General features: G+C 68.9%; 17 protein-coding genes and 2 pseudogenes. 11 read left to right on the plus strand and 8 right to left on the minus strand.

What is annotated here, in order from left to right:
• On the plus strand, nucleotides 1-813 hold the full coding sequence (locus ACQRWP_RS15955) for an alpha/beta fold hydrolase (RefSeq protein ID WP_430503022.1): 813 nt from the start codon (nucleotides 1-3) through the stop codon (nucleotides 811-813).
• A gap of 80 nt (nucleotides 814-893) precedes the next feature.
• Here the strand turns inward: ACQRWP_RS15955 and ACQRWP_RS15960 are convergent, their stop codons facing one another.
• Complete coding sequence (locus ACQRWP_RS15960) at nucleotides 894-1,760, minus strand: alpha/beta fold hydrolase (RefSeq protein ID WP_430503023.1); 867 nt, start codon at nucleotides 1,758-1,760, stop codon at nucleotides 894-896.
• 445 nt (nucleotides 1,761-2,205) lie between these two features.
• Between ACQRWP_RS15960 and ACQRWP_RS15965 the strand changes: the two genes are divergently transcribed.
• From ACQRWP_RS15965 to ACQRWP_RS15975, 3 genes are all read left to right on the plus strand, one after another.
• On the plus strand, nucleotides 2,206-3,546 hold the full coding sequence (locus tag ACQRWP_RS15965) for a carbohydrate-binding protein (RefSeq protein ID WP_430503024.1): 1,341 nt from the start codon (nucleotides 2,206-2,208) through the stop codon (nucleotides 3,544-3,546).
• Nucleotides 3,547-3,655: 109 nt separating this feature from the next.
• Entirely contained in the window at nucleotides 3,656-3,850 is a 195-nt protein-coding gene (locus ACQRWP_RS15970; protein WP_430503025.1) for a hypothetical protein, read from the plus strand.
• Nucleotides 3,851-3,855: 5 nt separating this feature from the next.
• Nucleotides 3,856-4,599, plus strand: coding sequence for a hypothetical protein (locus tag ACQRWP_RS15975; RefSeq protein ID WP_430503026.1), 744 nt, complete (start codon nucleotides 3,856-3,858; stop codon nucleotides 4,597-4,599).
• Between the two features lie 47 nt (nucleotides 4,600-4,646).
• On the opposite strand, the gene ACQRWP_RS15980 is transcribed toward ACQRWP_RS15975, so the two are convergent.
• Nucleotides 4,647-4,916, minus strand: a complete 270-nt coding sequence (locus ACQRWP_RS15980) for a hypothetical protein (protein WP_430503027.1) — start codon at nucleotides 4,914-4,916, stop codon at nucleotides 4,647-4,649.
• Between the two features lie 36 nt (nucleotides 4,917-4,952).
• Nucleotides 4,953-5,522 (minus strand): TetR/AcrR family transcriptional regulator, encoded by a 570-nt coding sequence (locus tag ACQRWP_RS15985; protein ID WP_430503028.1) that lies wholly within the window; start codon nucleotides 5,520-5,522, stop codon nucleotides 4,953-4,955.
• Nucleotides 5,523-5,603: 81 nt separating this feature from the next.
• Here ACQRWP_RS15985 and ACQRWP_RS15990 point away from each other — a divergent pair, with 81 nt between their 5' ends.
• The gene (locus ACQRWP_RS15990) at nucleotides 5,604-6,566 is read left to right on the plus strand and encodes a zinc-dependent alcohol dehydrogenase family protein (protein WP_430503029.1); all 963 of its coding nucleotides are present in this window, start codon (nucleotides 5,604-5,606) and stop codon (nucleotides 6,564-6,566) included.
• 228 nt (nucleotides 6,567-6,794) lie between these two features.
• Here the strand turns inward: ACQRWP_RS15990 and ACQRWP_RS15995 are convergent, their stop codons facing one another.
• Nucleotides 6,795-7,331 carry a hypothetical protein gene (locus ACQRWP_RS15995; RefSeq protein WP_430503410.1) on the minus strand — a complete coding sequence of 179 codons (537 nt, stop codon included), beginning with the start codon at nucleotides 7,329-7,331 and terminating at the stop codon, nucleotides 6,795-6,797.
• Here ACQRWP_RS15995 and ACQRWP_RS16000 point away from each other — a divergent pair.
• The 3 genes and pseudogenes from ACQRWP_RS16000 (at nucleotide 7,279) to ACQRWP_RS16010 (ending at nucleotide 9,704) form a co-directional block, all read left to right on the plus strand.
• Nucleotides 7,279-7,620 carry a hypothetical protein gene (locus tag ACQRWP_RS16000; RefSeq protein ID WP_430503030.1) on the plus strand — a complete coding sequence of 114 codons (342 nt, stop codon included), beginning with the start codon at nucleotides 7,279-7,281 and terminating at the stop codon, nucleotides 7,618-7,620. The two genes, ACQRWP_RS15995 and ACQRWP_RS16000, sit on opposite strands and share 53 nt — an antisense overlap.
• 657 nt (nucleotides 7,621-8,277) lie before the next feature.
• A complete protein-coding gene (locus ACQRWP_RS16005; RefSeq protein WP_430503031.1) occupies nucleotides 8,278-9,405 on the plus strand; it encodes a hypothetical protein in 1,128 nt (375 codons plus the stop codon).
• A gap of 75 nt (nucleotides 9,406-9,480) precedes the next feature.
• Nucleotides 9,481-9,704 (plus strand): annotated as a pseudogene (locus tag ACQRWP_RS16010) (hypothetical protein).
• Here the strand turns inward: ACQRWP_RS16010 and ACQRWP_RS16015 are convergent.
• From ACQRWP_RS16015 to ACQRWP_RS16025, 3 genes are all read right to left on the minus strand, one after another.
• On the minus strand, nucleotides 9,678-10,073 hold the full coding sequence (locus ACQRWP_RS16015) for a VOC family protein (protein WP_430503032.1): 396 nt from the start codon (nucleotides 10,071-10,073) through the stop codon (nucleotides 9,678-9,680). The pseudogene ACQRWP_RS16010 and the gene ACQRWP_RS16015 sit on opposite strands and share 27 nt — an antisense overlap.
• A gap of 109 nt (nucleotides 10,074-10,182) precedes the next feature.
• A complete protein-coding gene (gene rox / locus ACQRWP_RS16020) occupies nucleotides 10,183-11,643 on the minus strand; it encodes a rifampin monooxygenase (protein ID WP_430503033.1) in 1,461 nt (486 codons plus the stop codon).
• 40 nt (nucleotides 11,644-11,683) lie between these two features.
• On the minus strand, nucleotides 11,684-12,550 hold the full coding sequence (locus ACQRWP_RS16025) for an SDR family oxidoreductase (RefSeq protein ID WP_430503034.1): 867 nt from the start codon (nucleotides 12,548-12,550) through the stop codon (nucleotides 11,684-11,686).
• 128 nt (nucleotides 12,551-12,678) lie between these two features.
• Between ACQRWP_RS16025 and ACQRWP_RS16030 the strand changes: the two genes are divergently transcribed.
• Nucleotides 12,679-13,254 carry a TetR/AcrR family transcriptional regulator gene (locus tag ACQRWP_RS16030; RefSeq protein WP_430503035.1) on the plus strand — a complete coding sequence of 192 codons (576 nt, stop codon included), beginning with the start codon at nucleotides 12,679-12,681 and terminating at the stop codon, nucleotides 13,252-13,254.
• Between the two features lie 697 nt (nucleotides 13,255-13,951).
• Nucleotides 13,952-14,299: pseudogene (locus ACQRWP_RS16035) on the plus strand (carboxypeptidase-like regulatory domain-containing protein); the annotation flags it as partial.
• 29 nt (nucleotides 14,300-14,328) lie between these two features.
• On the opposite strand, the gene ACQRWP_RS16040 reads toward ACQRWP_RS16035, so the two are convergent.
• Nucleotides 14,329-14,598, minus strand: a complete 270-nt coding sequence (locus ACQRWP_RS16040; protein ID WP_430503036.1) for a hypothetical protein — start codon at nucleotides 14,596-14,598, stop codon at nucleotides 14,329-14,331.
• A gap of 158 nt (nucleotides 14,599-14,756) precedes the next feature.
• Here ACQRWP_RS16040 and ACQRWP_RS16045 point away from each other — a divergent pair, with 158 nt between their 5' ends.
• Nucleotides 14,757-15,194, plus strand: a complete 438-nt coding sequence (locus ACQRWP_RS16045; RefSeq protein ID WP_430503037.1) for a malectin domain-containing carbohydrate-binding protein — start codon at nucleotides 14,757-14,759, stop codon at nucleotides 15,192-15,194.
• The last annotated feature ends 29 nt before the right edge of the window (nucleotides 15,195-15,223 follow it).

Genomic DNA, 15,223 nt, shown 5'->3' on the forward strand with positions numbered 1-15,223 from the left:
GTGGCCATCGGTGCCCTCACCCTGGTTGGTGCCGGTATCGGCACCGCGCAGGCCTCGACGAGCCAGGCCCTGCATTCGCGCCCCGCATCGGCCAAGCCGACAGTCGTGCTCGTGCACGGGGCGTGGGCGGACGGGTCGAGCTGGGACAAGGTGGCGGCCAAGCTCCAGCACGACGGCTACCGGGTGGTCACGCCGCCGAACCTGCTGTCCGGCGTGGAGAACGACGCCGCGAACCTGCGCGCGTACCTGGACACCATCACCGGACCGATCGTCCTCGTCGGGCACTCGTACGGCGGCATGGTCATCACGAACGCCGCTCTGGGCGACAAGCAGGTCAAGGCCCTGGTGTACGTCGACGCGTACATCCCGGAGCAGCACGACACCGTGCTGTCGCTGACCTCGGCCGTGCCGGGCTCGGTCTTCGCGGCCGAAGCGTCCACCGTCTTCGACCAGGTCGCGATCCCCGGTGACGACCCGGACAACGTCAACCTCTACGTGAAGCCGTCGATCTTCGGCAAGGCGTTCGCCGACAAGAGCATTCCCGCCAAGGACGTGGCGGTGCTGGCGGCCCGGCAGCGTCCGCTGGCCTTCAACGCCCTGGTCGAGGAGTCCGGCGAGCCGGCCTGGCGCACCATTCCCTCGTGGTCGGTGATCGGCAAGCAGGACGCCGTCATCCCTGCCGCTCAGCAGGTCGCCATGTCCAAGCGGGCCAAGGCACACACCACCGAGATCAACGCCCCCCACCTGTCCATGATCACGGACGCGGGCGCGGTCACCAACCAGATCGAGGCCGCCGCCAAGGCGACCGACTGACACGGCAACCGGCCGTGGCATCGCTCACCGCGATGCCACGGCCGGCGCCCGTTCCGGTTGCTGCCGCTGTCAGGAAACCCTCAGGCGGTCGTCCGGGCCGCCTCCAGGATGACCTCGGTGACCTCACCGGGATGCGAGATCAGGCCCAGGTGGCCGGCGTCGATCCGGGTGATGTCCGCCCCCGCCCGCTTCATCATCTCCTCCTGGCGGGCCGGCGGGATGACCCGGTCCTCGGTGCCGATCACCGCCCAGACGGGGATCGTCTTCCACGCCGGCTCCGTGGCCGGCTCCCCCAGGGCGTTCGTGGCCAGGGCGCTCTGGGATACGGCGAGCACCTCCGCCTGCCGTCGAGGCAGACCGTTGGCGAAGCCGGTGATGAACACCTTCGGCAGGACGTACGCGTCGACCGCACCTTCCGGGGCACCGGGGAACGGCACGAGCTTGAAGACGCTCGTGGGGTCGGTCAAGGCCGGCTCAAGCACCGAGCCGGAGCCGGCGGTGAGTTCCTCCACGGTCTCCCCCTTGTCCGGGGCGAAGGCGTCGACGAACACGAGTGCCTTGACGTTGCTGTTGCCGGTCGCGGCGTCGCTCGCCACAAAACCGCCGTACGAGTGGGCCGCGACCACGATGGGACCTTCGATGGTGGACAGGAAGTCCTTCAGGTAGCCGCTGTCGATCGACGGCCCCCGGTTGGGTTGCGGCGCGACCTGGACATCGAAACCGCGGGCCTGGAGTCTGCGGACCTCCCCACTCCAGCTCGAGCCGTCGGCCCAGGCGCCGTGCACCAGGACGATGGTTGGTTTGCTGCGATGCCCCTCGTCCGGGGTTGGTCGCCCACCGCCGTCCGCGGACACGCCTGGGGCGGCTGAGCCGAGCACCGTCACCAGCGTTGCGGCGGCGAGCGTTGCGGCGATGGTCTTCGGCCGACGTAGCGAGATACCGAGCATGTCTCTACTCCCTCGTTGGTCAGTGGTTTCCGAACGCGGGCAGATGTGCACGGCCGCCAACGCGACCCGGCCCAAGCCGCAACCTTCGGCAGCACCGCCGAGCAGCGCGTGTACCGATGGCGGCCGGCTCCGCTGCCGCGATGGCGTGCCTGATCGCCCGACCTCACCGTATTCACACCGAGCGCGAATCTCGGACAGAAGAGGAAAATGACTCAGATTTCATCTTGCGGTGGGACACGCCACCAAACGGGCTCACTCAACGGACCGGCGGACGCGACGAGCAGCCCACGACGAGGAGTCACCGCAGGCAGCTTCATGCCACGAGCGCCGGCCCTCGGCCGGCCACTCCCCCGACTTCCCGGTATCTGTAAACAACCCTTGATATTGAACGTTACGAACGTCAATATGTGGAGGTCGCGGGTCGTCGAAGCCTGGGGAGTGAGCCATGAGAAGCCGTCGGATTTTCGCAGTGGTAGCCGGGGCGGCGATGACCGTCACGGCCGCCGTCGCCTTCGTCCCCAGCAGCATGGCGGCCGTGCCCTCGGCCAACGCCGTCCCGATGGTCGCCTGCACCGCCCCGGCCTGGGCCGAGGGCCCCACCTATCAGGCGGGCGCCCAGGTCACCTACGGCGGCCGGCTCTACCAGGCGCTGGTCACCCACACCGCGCACCCCGGCGCCGGCTGGAACCCCGCCTCGACCCCGTCGCTCTGGCGTGACCTCGGCGCGTGCTCGGGAACCACGCCGCCGCCCACCACGCCACCACCGACGACCCCGCCGCCCACCACGCCACCACCGACCACACCTCCCCCCACCACGCCGCCGCCAACCGGTGGGACCTGCGCGGTGAAGTCGCGGCCCACCGGCAAGGTGTTGCAGGGCTACTGGGAAAACTGGGACGGGGCCTCCAACGGCGTACACCCCGGCCTCGGCTGGATCCCGATCACCGACAGCCGGCTCAACCAGCACGGCTACAACGTGATCAACGTGGCGTTCCCGGTGATCCGCTCGGACGGCACCGTCCTCTGGGAGAACGGCATGGACGCCGGCGTGAAGGTGGCCACCCCGGCCGAGATGTGCCAGGCCAAAGCGGCCGGCGCCACCATCCTGATGTCGATCGGCGGAGCCGCCGCGGGCATCGACCTGAGCTCCACCGCGGTCGCCGACCGGTTCATCGCGACGATCGTGCCGATCCTGACGGCCTACCACTTCGACGGCATCGACATCGACATCGAGACCGGCCTGACCGGCAGCGGCAACATCAACACCCTGTCCACGTCACAGGCCAACCTGATCCGGATCATCGACGGCGTGCTGGCCCGGATGCCGTCGAACTTCGGCCTGACCATGGCACCGGAGACGGCGTACGTCACCGGCGGCAGCGTGGTCTACGGCTCGATCTGGGGCTCGTACCTGCCGATCATCAAGAAGTACGTGGACAACGGCCGGCTCTGGTGGCTGAACATGCAGTACTACAACGGCAGCATGTACGGCTGCGCCGGCGACTCGTACCCGGCGGGCACCGTGCAGGGCTTCACGGTGCAGACGCAGTGCCTGAACAACGGGCTCACCATCCAGGGCACCACCATCCGGGTGCCGTACGACAAGCAGGTCCCGGGCCTGCCGGCGCAGAACGGGGCGGGCGGCGGCTACATGTCGACGTCGTTGGTCACGCAGGCCTGGAACTCCGTGCCCGGCCTCAAGGGCCTGATGACCTGGTCGGCGAACTGGGACGGGTCGAAGGGCTGGACCTTCGGCGACAACGTGAAGCGCCTGCAGGGCCGCTGACGGGTGCCGGCGCCGCACTCGGTCGTCTGCTCCGGCGGCGCGCCGAGCAGGGACGAGAAGCCGTGCCAGTATTGCGAACCAAAGTTCGGTCCCGCTGCGACAGGTAGGCATGACGGCACCCGACCGGGCGGCGGCACCGGCGTTGGAGCTGCTGGAGCGGCCGTCCGCCGAGGTGGCGCCGCTGGTCGAGCGACACTGGGCCGAGCTGACCGCGCCGGACACACCGCTGGAGCGCTTCGGTGCCATCTTCGGAGTGCCGGTCCAGCCGCCGTCCCCGGATCAGGGCGTGCAGTGCACCGCCTGAGCAAAATGCCCCCAGCGGACGCCATCGACGCGTCGGGTCAAGCCATCGGCAGGTCCGCGCTGAGGCGGGGCGGGCGACTGCGGACGGCAGCGGTGCTGATCTGGCCGACGCTGCGGGCGACGCGGATCTCGCCGCTGCTGACCGCCGGGATCGTCGGTGTGGCGATCGTGACCCCACCGGCCGTGACCGGGTCGGTCCTGCACCCCGACAACCACATCACGTTGCTGCGGTTGGTGATGGCCTGCGTCGGCCTCGGCGTCACGTTCACGCTCGACGACCCGGCGAAGCCGACCACGGAGACCCTGCCGGTTCCGGCCTGGCTCGCCGCGCTGGTACGAGCGGTCCCCGCCGCGGTCGTCGGCGGTGCGTGCTGGGCGGCAGCGCTGATGGTGACACGGTCCGGGCAGGAGACCGCGTCGCTGCCGTACGCGGACCTGACCCGTGAGGCCGCGACCGTCGCGGCGGTCGCGTTCCTCGCGTCGCCAATCGGCTGGCGGCGTTCACCACGCGGGATCGGCAGTCCACTCGCCGCCCCGATGCTGCTGCTCGGGATGACGGTGGTGGCGCTGCTGCCGGCCCCGGTGGCGCTACTCGTCGGTGTGGGCGAGGGCTGGGGCGCGGCCCACGACCGCTGGACGTACCTCTTGGCAGGCACGCTGCTGGCGACCGCCGGGGTGCTCACCGTCCGCCGGCACCCCCGGCGCGGAGCATCGACGCTCCCCCATGCATGCAAGGTCCGCGCTCGGTGAGCGCGCGTGGTTCCTCGCCGAGCGCGGACCGAGCAGTGTCGCGTGGGTCATCCCTCGGCAGTGGTTCGACTGTGCACCACCAACTCGTCGATCTCCAACCGGCCGACGCGCAGCTCCCGCACGACCGCCCGGCGGATCGCCAGCCGTCCGATGACCAGCGCCCCGACGGCAACGGCCCCCACGGCCAGCGCCCCCACGGCGAGGGCACCGATCGAGGCCGCCCCCGCAGCCCGCGCCCCGGTTGCCGCCGCGCCCGTCGCCACCGCGCCGTTGGCCCGCGTCCCGGTCAACCGCATCAGGCTTACGTCTCGCTTCATCCCGCCATTGTCCGCGTACCGCCGGCTGGGCGCCGATCAGGCGCGAAACGCCTCGATCATGAGTGCGGCGAAGCGTCGAGAGGCGGCAACCCGGGCGTTCGTCGAGGTGGCGTACAGGCCACCGTTGGCCATCAGCATGAGGACGAGGTCGTCCAGGACCACGTCAGGCCGCAGGTGGCCGGTGCCCTTGGCCCGGCGCATCAGTTCGGCGAGCGAGGCGAGGGCGGCTTCGCGCTTCGCGGCGAGATCCACGGCGTGGGGAAATGCCGAGGTGAACGCCGCGGTGAAGCCTCGGCTTCGGGCTTGCAGCTCACAGAGTTGCTCGATCACGAGGCACAGGCCGTGCCAGGGATCCGGGTCGGTGAGCCCTTCGTCGACGACGGCGACGCACGCGTTCATCTGATCCGCGAAGGCCTCCGTGGCCAACGCCTGCTTGGTGGGGAATCGGCGGTAGAGGGTGGCGGGGCCCACTCCGGCGCGCCGGGCTATCTCTCGCATCGGTACGTCCATGCCGTCGGCGGCGAAAACCGCCCGGGCGGTGTCGAGGATCCGCTCACGGTTGTTCAACGCGTCCGACCGCAGATTCTGAGTCAAATGACCGCCCACTCTCTCACTCTAGCTAAACGGACGCATGCGTCCACTACCGTTCGGGCGTCCGCAGGGCTGGCTTGGGAAGGGTGACGAGCGGTGAAGGCAGTAATGATCAGGGAGTTCGGCGATCCCCGCGGGCTGGCGGTCGTCGACCTTCCTGTCCCGGTGCCCGCTCCGGGGCAAACGTTGATCACCACCGAGGCGGTCGGCGTGGCTGGCGCCGACGTCCTGATCCGAAGCGGCGCTCTCGCCGCGTACGGCTTCCGCGAGGGTCACATCCCGGGCGGCGAGGTTGCCGGAACGGTCACGGCCGTGGGCGACGGCGTCGACCCCGCGTGGGTCGGGCAACGCGTCTGGGCCTTCACCGGTACGGGCGGCGGCTACGCCGAGCAGGCGGTCGCCCCGATCGGGGAGGTTCTGGCCCTGCCGGCGGGCCTCTCCGCGGTCGACGCCGTGACGCTCGGCAGCTCCGGGGTCGTGGCTCATTTCGGCCTCGCTCACGCGCACTTCTCGCCAGGCGAGAGGGTCCTGGTCCGTGGCGCGGCCGGCAGTATCGGGATCATGGCGGTGCAGCTCGCGGTCAGCGGTGGTGCCGGTGCCGTCGCGGTCACGACCTCGTCGCCCGAGCGCGGCCGTCGACTTCGCGGCCTTGGCGCGACCCACGTGCTGGACCGCGCCGGGGCAGGAGGTTCCGACGATCCCACCGGCTACGACGTCATCATCGACGTCGTCGCGGGTCCGGACATGCCCGCGTTTCTCGACCGACTCAACCCCAACGGCCGGCTCGTGGCCGTCGGCGCGGTCGGCGGCCAACCGCCCGCGGACTTCGGGACGAGATTGATGGCCGCATTCCAGAAGTCGATGTCATTCGCCACCTTCAGCGCGGCGACGGTGACGGAGGCGGCTCGACAGGCCGTGCGAACGGAGCAGTTCGCCGCCGCCGATCGTGGGGAACTCCAAGCCGTGGTGCACGAGGTCCTGCCGCTGGAGCAGGCGGTGGTGGCGCACCAGAAGATGGACGGTGGCGAGGTCTTCGGAAGGATCGTCCTGACCCCGTAGTCAACGGGATCGTTCAGGGCAGCCTGTCGGCCGTCCTGCCTCGTGCACTGCGAGCTGCCCGAGCGACGACGCGCCTCACCGTGGCCGTAGCTACCAGTGTTTGTCGGAACGCGACGCAGACGTTGCCGTCCTTACGGTCGGCAGTGGTGAGGGAGAAGTCGGCCCCAGCCGGGCGGTGTGGCCAGCGGCCTGGCCGCAATGCAGGTCCGATGTCCGAAGGTGAGCCGGTCACCGATTGGAAACGAATTCGCCTGGTGGTGGATCAAAAAGAGTCATGACGAGCGCAACTGTGCTGAGGAATCCGCAGCCGAGCGCTAACACCAGCGAAGGGACGAACGCGGATCGCGGCGGAATCCATCCGCCGAGGACCCAGGGTGTCGCGATGATAAAGAGCACAGCTATGCCCGACACGACCTCATTTACGGCGAGCGCGACCGACATGCGTGAGCTGCGATTCCGCAGAATCCGAAATATCGAATCCGCCGACGCAGCGACCAGCAGGGCGCTGAGCACAACGAACACCAACGTCCCCCAGACCGGATCAAGATTGGCGAGTGCGAGTGATACGACGAGCGGCAGCCCGGTCAGCAGGAACACACCCCGCACACCCGAACGCACGTACCGGTCAGCCCCGGACTGGCGAGCACGGCGCTGCCCTGAGTCCAGATAGAAGAACACGCCCACGAGAAATGTCCCGAAGAGCGTTGCTGCGATGTCTGCGAGGCCAACCAGGAACTCCTCGTTCACTTCCCGCATCTCGATCAAGCTCCTTACGGTCCACCAACCTGAAGCGGTGCCCCACCAGAACCTAGTCGGACACTTCAGGCAGCGGGGAGCTTTCGCAGCCCGTGTGCGGCGACCCGCGCCAGGGCTGTCGGTCACCGCGACCACGAACGGGGCCGTGTCGTTCCTCGCCGAGGCTCTTGCCGTCGAACTCGGACCCATCCGCGTCAACGCCATTTCACCCGGCGTCACCGACTCCGGATACTGGGACTCCCTCGGTGAGGCGAAAGCTGGCTTCTTCGCCGAGACCGCCGGCGCACGACTCGCCTGACACGGCCACACTCGAGGTGGCCGCGTCGAGCTGGTACTCCTGACTCGGGTCCTCGGCTGGAGTGCCAGCAGAGGACCGTCGATCACTGCTGGGAGAGCGCCGCCGCCTCGACGATGACGTTGTTGACGATGGTCGCGATGACGGTGCGGGCGACCGCTTCGGCGAGCCGCGACGGCCTCCACCCGCGTCGACCCGCCCCGCCTCAACCGGGTCGGCGCGGGCCGTTGTCACGAGCGCCTCGATCGCCGGCCCGGTGCAGGCCGACCGGCCGGTCCTCGGGCATTCACTCGTACCGGTGGGGGCAATGCCGCAGGACGAGCTGATGGAGCGGATCGACAGGGTGCTGGCGGTGTGGAAACGCTTCAGCCGGTCGGCCTGTCCTCGTCGGAGAGCGGTGTCACCAGCATGTTGCCGCGGCGGCGCGCGTCTACCACTGAATCCGCTGCACTGATCGGGGTGGTCTCTTAGGCTGCGTGGGCGGGGCACCCGGTTCGACGAGTGCATCGCGGTGGCTCTGTACGGGCTGGTCGGGGTGCTCCTCTCGGCGGCCTGGCTGTACCGCTACCTCAGTCGGCACGGGGAGCTGCCGCGCCGGCGCCTGAGGCCCCGGTTTGTTCGCCGTCAGCGGCCGAGCCCGGCTACCGGTGAGGAGCACCGATGACGCAGAGTGAACAGGATCGCCTGGAGATCGTCGTCGGACTGGTGGCAACCCCGCCGGACCACCCGGCTCGGGTAGCCGCGCGGCTCACCATCGAACTGGCCAGCGGGCTCGCCGAGCGGGTGAACGCTGACGTGCGGTGGACCGTCCGGGAAGGCTGGGGCGAAGTGGCGCCGCGCCGCGACCGCGGCGTTGAAGCACTACTCGATGATCTTGCGCGACGGCGTGCCGACGACCAGTGGGACGTCGCCATCTGCCTGACCGACCTGCCGCTGCATGCCGAACGGGTGCCGCTGGTCGCGCAAACCTCCGCTCGGCGTCGAGTCGCGGTGGTGTCCCTGCCCGCGCTGGGACTGCACCAACTGCGGGCGGCCCGCGTGGCCGTTCCGGATCTGGTGAGCCGGCTGCTGACCGAGGCTTCCGACCGGCGGGTGCCGCCGGCCGGCTGGGCACCGGCCGAGATGGCGAGCCGGGTTTCCGCCGTCCACCGGGTGGTCGGCGAGGCCGACGCCGGTGAGCGGCGCTACGTAGCCTCGCGGCTCATCGGCCGGCTACGGCTGTTGATCGGCATGGTTCGAGCCAACCGTCCGGGGCGTGCCTTGCTGGGCCTGTCCAAGCTGCTGGTCGGCGCATTCGGCACGGCCGTGTTTGCACTCACCACGGACACCATCTGGCAGATGGGCGATGCGCTCGGCGGACTCCGGCTCGCCGTGATCATGCTGCTCGGGTTAACAGCGTTGGTGGCCTGGTTGATCGTTGCGCACGACCTGTGGGAGAAGCCAAGCCGCGAGACGCCGACTGAGCTGGCCCGGCTGTTCAACCTGGGTACGATCCTCACTCTCACTCTGGCCACGGTGCTGTCCTACGTGGTGTTGTTCGTGGGAACGGTGCTCGTCGGGGTGCTGCTGATCGACACATCCGTGCTGGAACAGACCCTGCAGCGGCCAGTCAACTTCACCGACTATCTGACGCTCGCTTGGATCACCAGCTCCCTGGCCACCGTCGGCGGCGCGATTGGATCCGGGCTGGAAAACGAGGAAACGGTTCGGGCTGCCGCTTACGGCTACCATCCCCAACCCGATGGCTGGCGGGACGAGAAGAGCGGGCAGTCCCACAGCGGGAGGTAAGCGGGCGCCCCCGGCAAGCACCGTGGATGGAACTAGGTGTTCTGGCTGAACTGGATCAAGGCCGAGTTCGCCGCCGTGCGTTACTTCGCGCTCGACGGCACTGACCACCGCACCCCCCGGTCGAGCAGGACACCGCCATCGGAGACCACATCCGCTGGCGCAACCAGCGCACCAAACCGCCACCCGGAGGGTTGGGTTTGCGTGGCCGCGTTCGCGAGTTCCGTGATGTTTCCCATCGGCCTGCACGGAGGGGTGCGGCTGGCCAGCCGCAGCTAGTTCTCAGGAGCCAGGGTGCGTAGGACGTCGAACTCGTTGCCCTCCGGGTCTGCCATGACCACCCAGCTTCGGTCTGCTCCCTGGCCCACATCCGTCTTCGTGGCGCCGAGACCGAGCAATCTGGTCACCTCGTCCTCGGTGCTGCCGTCGATCGGACTGACATCGAGGTGAAGTCGGTTCTTCACGACCTTTCCCTCCGGCACCTGAATGAACTGCAAAGTGGGCGACATCTGCCGGGCCCGGACCTCCTCGACGGTCGGCGTCCAGGAGCCGATCTCGACCCTGCCCTCGCTGCGGTCGATCACCGTGAAATCCAGGACCTCGCACCAGAAGGCCGCGAGTCTCTCCGGATCGTGGCAGTCGATGACCAGCTCGGTGAACCTACTCGTCATGTCTCTACTCCTAAATGAGCCCGTAGCGGGCTCTGACTATGCCGATCGCCCGTCAGGTCCGAGATTTCCCGGTCAGGGACATCGGACCGCCGACCACGCGACGCCCACTTCATTTCCGCACTGGCGGATTCGGTTCCGAATCTCGGTCGGCGGTGGGGCCGAACCACCGTGGCAGGTGTGTGAGCAGGTCTTGCTGATCGTCGCCGACCCAGGCCACGTGGCCGTCCGGGCGGAGCAGCACGGCTGGGGTGTCCAGTTCCTCGCTGATGTCGACGACGTAGTCGACCCGGTCCGCCCACCCCTCCGTTGACAGCTGCCGGGTCTGGTCGAGCAGAAGTCCGCGGCCGGCGTGCATCAGTTCGTAGAGGCGTCCGCGCTTGAGCCGTACGTCCTGCAGCCGTCGGCCGAGCAGGTCATGGCCGTCGCCGAAGTCGTAGCGGACGCTGATCCCGGTGACCTTCTCCAACAGGTGGCGGTTGACCTCTTCGAAGTCCATCAGCTCCGACATCAGCCTGCGTACCGCCTGGGGTCCTGGATCGGTGGACATCAGTTGGATCTGCGCGCGAGTGTTGTCGAGCACGGCCGCGGCCACCGGGTGCCGTTCGGTGTGGTAGCTGTCCAGCAGCCCTTCCGGCGCCCAGCCAGAGATTTCGCCGGCTAGTTTCCAGCCGAGGTTGAACGCGTCCTGGATGCCGAGGTTGAGCCCCTGGCCGCCGGTCGGCGGGTGGATGTGTGCCGCGTCGCCGGCCAGCAGCACGCGGCCTACCCGGTAGCGCTCGGCCAGCCGGGTGGCGTCACCGAACCGGGATAGGAAGCGAGGTGAGTGCACGCCGAAGTCGGTGCCGGCCAGCAACCGCAGCCGCTGCCTGACCTCCTCCAGGGTCGGCGCAACTGTGCGATCCTCGACTACTCCCTCGGCGGGCACGACGACGCGGTACACGCCATCTCCGAACGGCGTGACACCGAACCGCGTGTGGGTCTTGCGAACTTCGGCCACCACGGCGGCCACCGTCTCTGCCGGCGCGGCCACCTCCATGTGGCCCAGAATCGTCTGCACCCTGGTCGGTTCACCGGGGAAGCCGATGCCGACCAGCTTGCGGACCGTGCTGCGGCCACCGTCACAACCCACCAGGTAGCGCGCCCGAAGCCGCATGCCGTCGGCCAGTTCGGCGGTCACCCCGTACTCGTCCTGGCTGAGCCCGACCACCGCCCTGCCGCGCCGGATCTCGGCGCCGAGTTCGGTGGCGCGTTCAGCGAGCAGACGGTCGATCGTCGTCTGTGGAATGCCGAGGATGTACGCGTGTGCCGTGTCCGGCAGGTCGGGCGATGGCTTGGGAATGCCGGCGAACAGGCCGCCGACGGGGTACTGCTGGCCGTGCGCGAGGAACCGCTCCAGCAGTCCCCGCTGATCCATCATCTCGATGCTGCGCACGTGCAGACCGAGCGCACGGACCTGCTGCGTCGGCTCGGCCTCCTTCTCCACCACGACCACGCGTACGCCATGGAGCCGCAACTCACTGGCCAGCATCAACCCGGTCGGACCGGCGCCGGCAACGATCACATCAAACATCAATCACCCAATCGTTATGTGTTGTCGTACGACACGGCGGTCAGGCCGGCTCGGCGCCCGGGGCTGGGACGGCCTTCTCGGCGGCGCGGCTCACCGCTTCCCAGCCGGCCCAGGTGTCCATGCGTCGCCTCGAGATGTCGAAGGCCAGGTCGTAGACCATGCTGCCCAGGAGCAGCCGCAGCGGCGGGTCGTCGCTGTCGACCAGCGTCATCAGCGCGTCGGCGGCCAGCCGGGGTTCGCTGTCGATGGATCCGCCTGCCCACTGCTTGGCCAACTCTTCGCGCAGCGAGTCGTACACCGGATTCGGTGTGGTTGCATGGCTGCTGGTGTAGAGGTCGGTCCAGTAACCGCCCGGCTGGACGATGGTGACCTTGACACCGAACCCGGCGGCCTCGGCGGCCAGCGCCTCACTCAGGCCCTCCAGCGCGAACTTGCTAGCGCTGTACAGCCCCGTGCTGGGGAAGCCGCCGAGCGCGCCGATGCTGGAGATCTGCGCAATGTGCCCGCTGCCCTGGCGGCGCAGGTGCGGCAGGACGGCCTGACTGACCCACAGCGCGCCGAAGACGTTGAGATCGATCTGCGCGCGGGCCTCGGCCTCGGTGAACTCCTCGATCATCCCGGCATACAACGCTCCTGCGTTGTTGACGATGATGTCGAGCCGGCCGAAGTGTGCGACCGCCTGGTCAACGACGTCGAAGACCGCCGTACGGTCCGTAACGTCGAGCCGCAGCGCCAACAGTCGATCCGGGTGCTCGGCAGCGAGACCGTCGAGCGGGGACACGTCCCGCGCCGCGCCCACCACGCGGTCCCCAGCGGCGAGCGCGGCCTCGGTGAAGGCGCGGCCCAGACCACGACTTGCCCCGGTGATGAACCAGGCCCGCGAACCTTCGGTGCCTGACGATTCCATGGATTCCCCTTTGGCGGCCGGCTTGACCCGCTCTCTTTGGCGGGCGGGTCCGTCGATTGCGACACGCTACGTGTCGTGTAGTCAGAGTGTCAACACGACACGTGCCGTTTCCTGATAGGGTTCAGGCCGTGCCCACATCGCCCAATCCGCTGCGCCGTAACGAAGCCAGTCGCCGGGCAATCCTCGACGCGGCGCTGCAACTGTGCGCCGAGTTCGGCTACGGACGACTCACGGTCGAGGCCATCGCCGCCCGCGCAGGCGTCAGCAAGAAGACGATCTACCGGTGGTGGCCCTCCAAGGGAGCCGTCGTCCTCGACGCCGTCGACGACCTGGCGTCCACGGTCGCCGACCACCCGTACACCGGCGACCTCGCCGCTGATCTCCGAACCCAGCTCGCGGCGGTCATCGCCCTACTCACACCTGCGAGCACGTCTGCCGTCGCCGGCCTCATCGCCGAAGCGCTGCACGACGACCGGCTGGGACACGACCTGCGGGAGCGGTTGGTCCGGCCACGCATCGACGCGTTCAACAAGCGCATGCAGCAAGCCCAGTCAGATGGGCAGCTCGCTGCCGACGCCGATCTGGACGTGGCCGTCGACCTGGTCTATGGGCCCCTCTATCACCGGCTCGTCTTCCACCTGGGCATGCCCAGCCCCAAGCAGCTCCACACGCTCGTGGCACACGTACTCCGCGCTCTGGGTTAAGCGGATTCGCGGCAACAGCCGCGGCGCGGAGAACGAGCTGATTGACACGTACGAGAGCGGGCTCGGCCAGGCCGGTCAGGCGGCCGGTTCGCTGGTGGGCGACCGGTGACCTCCGTGGCTCGCGACCAACGCATCTGCCACGATCTCGGCGTCAGCTTGTGCGACGGCCGCCGGGTACTCCGGTAGCAGGTCGTCCCAGACGACCAGCCACGACCCGTACAGCTGGGCCTGCCCTTCGGGCCGAGCGAAGAACCAGACGTGCAGATGGGCGGCACCGTCCCCGACGCGGTAGACGTGTGCCCGCGAGATGTGCGGAAGCGCCTGCACGTGGCGAACGATGCGAGTGCTCAACAGACCCAGTTCGGAGGCCAGGTCGTCCGGCAGATCAGCCATGTCGTAGTGATCGCGTGGGTGCAGCATGAGCGCCAGCGGGACGCCCACTCCCGTGATCCGGGTCAGTCGCCAGTGATCGTTGAACCAGATGCCTTCGTCGCGGTCGCGGCAAGCGCTGCAGTCCGACGGATCCTCGCCGTGCCGCGCGGGCTCCGGGAGCACCGGCTCGTGTAACGGTGCGACGCGCAGCCCGTCCGGGTCGAACGGACTGATGTCCCATCCCGTCATGTCCGCCAACGGGAGCCGGCGCTCGCCGTCCGCGACGGCGACTGCATGGTCGTAGAACTCGTCCGGTCGCAAAGCCATGCGGCGAAGACTAGTACGACGAGCTCCCTTGATCGATGCCCCCGCTGTGGCTGCCAGGCACCGCTGCGGGGTGCCGGGCGACCTGCCCGATGTGGGTCCAGTTGAATCCGCGGCTCGGGCGGCGAAGGCAGACCTGGGGTTGGAGTACACCCTCCCGGCCGCGGGCACCATCGAGGGCACGGTCACCGACGCGAACGACCGCAAGCCGATCGAGGGCGCGATCGTCACGCTCAAGGGGCCGGCCGTTGAGCGGGTCATCACGACCGACGCGAAGGGCCGGTGGAAGGCCCAGGCGCTCATCGGCGAGAACACCGTGCAGGTCGAGTCGCCGAACTACGTCACCGCCAGCCGCCCGGTGACCATCGCCAAGAAGGATCAGGCCGAGACGGTCGACACGGCGTTGACCACGGGCGTCGCCACCGTCACCGCAGGTGACTTCGACTGGCTCCTCGACAAGGACCAGAAGGCGACGGCCGACGTGACCGTGACCAACAGCGGCTCCGCCCCGCTCGAGGTACGGATCAGCGAGCAGAAGCGCACCAGCGACGGCGGGCACGAGGCCGCCGGCCTTCCGTGGCTGAATCTCACCGGCGCGGCAGCAACCGGCACGGTCACGCTCGCGGCCGGCACGTCCACCACGGTCACGGCGACGGCCGACAACACCGGCGTCGAGCTCGGCGTACTCGTCGGGGACCTGCTCGTGGCAACGAACGCCGGCAAGGGCGAAACCCAGCTCAAGCCGGTCCGTCTGGCGACCTCGGCCTACTGGAAGGGCGTCGACGTCGGCGGATCCGGGTACGTCGGTGCCGAGGGCTTCTTCTGGTCACCCGACCAGGGGCTCGGCTCGCGGCCGTGGGGGGTACGTCGGCGGCAAGGCGCGTGCCACCAGGGCCGACATCGCCGGCACCGAGGACGACGCGCTGTTCCGCACCCAGCGGACCGGCCAGACGTTCAGCTACGTGTTCACGAACGCCCCCGCCGGAAAGTACCGGATCGGCCTCGACTTCGCCGAGATCGAGAAGGTCAAGGCCGGCAAGCGTGCCTTCGATGTGCTGGCCGACGGCAAGGTCGTGCTCTACGACCACGACGTGCAGGCGAAGGTGGGCGCGCTGAGCGCGGACATGAACACCGTCACCGTCGAGCACGCCGGTGGCGATCTGAAGATCGAGCTCCGCCGCGAGAAGGGCGAGAGCGACCCGATCCTCAACGCCCTGAAGGTTCAGCAGGACCCGCGCCTCTGAGCTAGTCGACCAATCCGCCAACAGTGGCC

Source organism: Micromonospora trifolii (genome assembly GCF_050516465.1).
Classification (GTDB): Bacteria; Actinomycetota; Actinomycetes; order Mycobacteriales; family Micromonosporaceae; genus Micromonospora; species Micromonospora trifolii.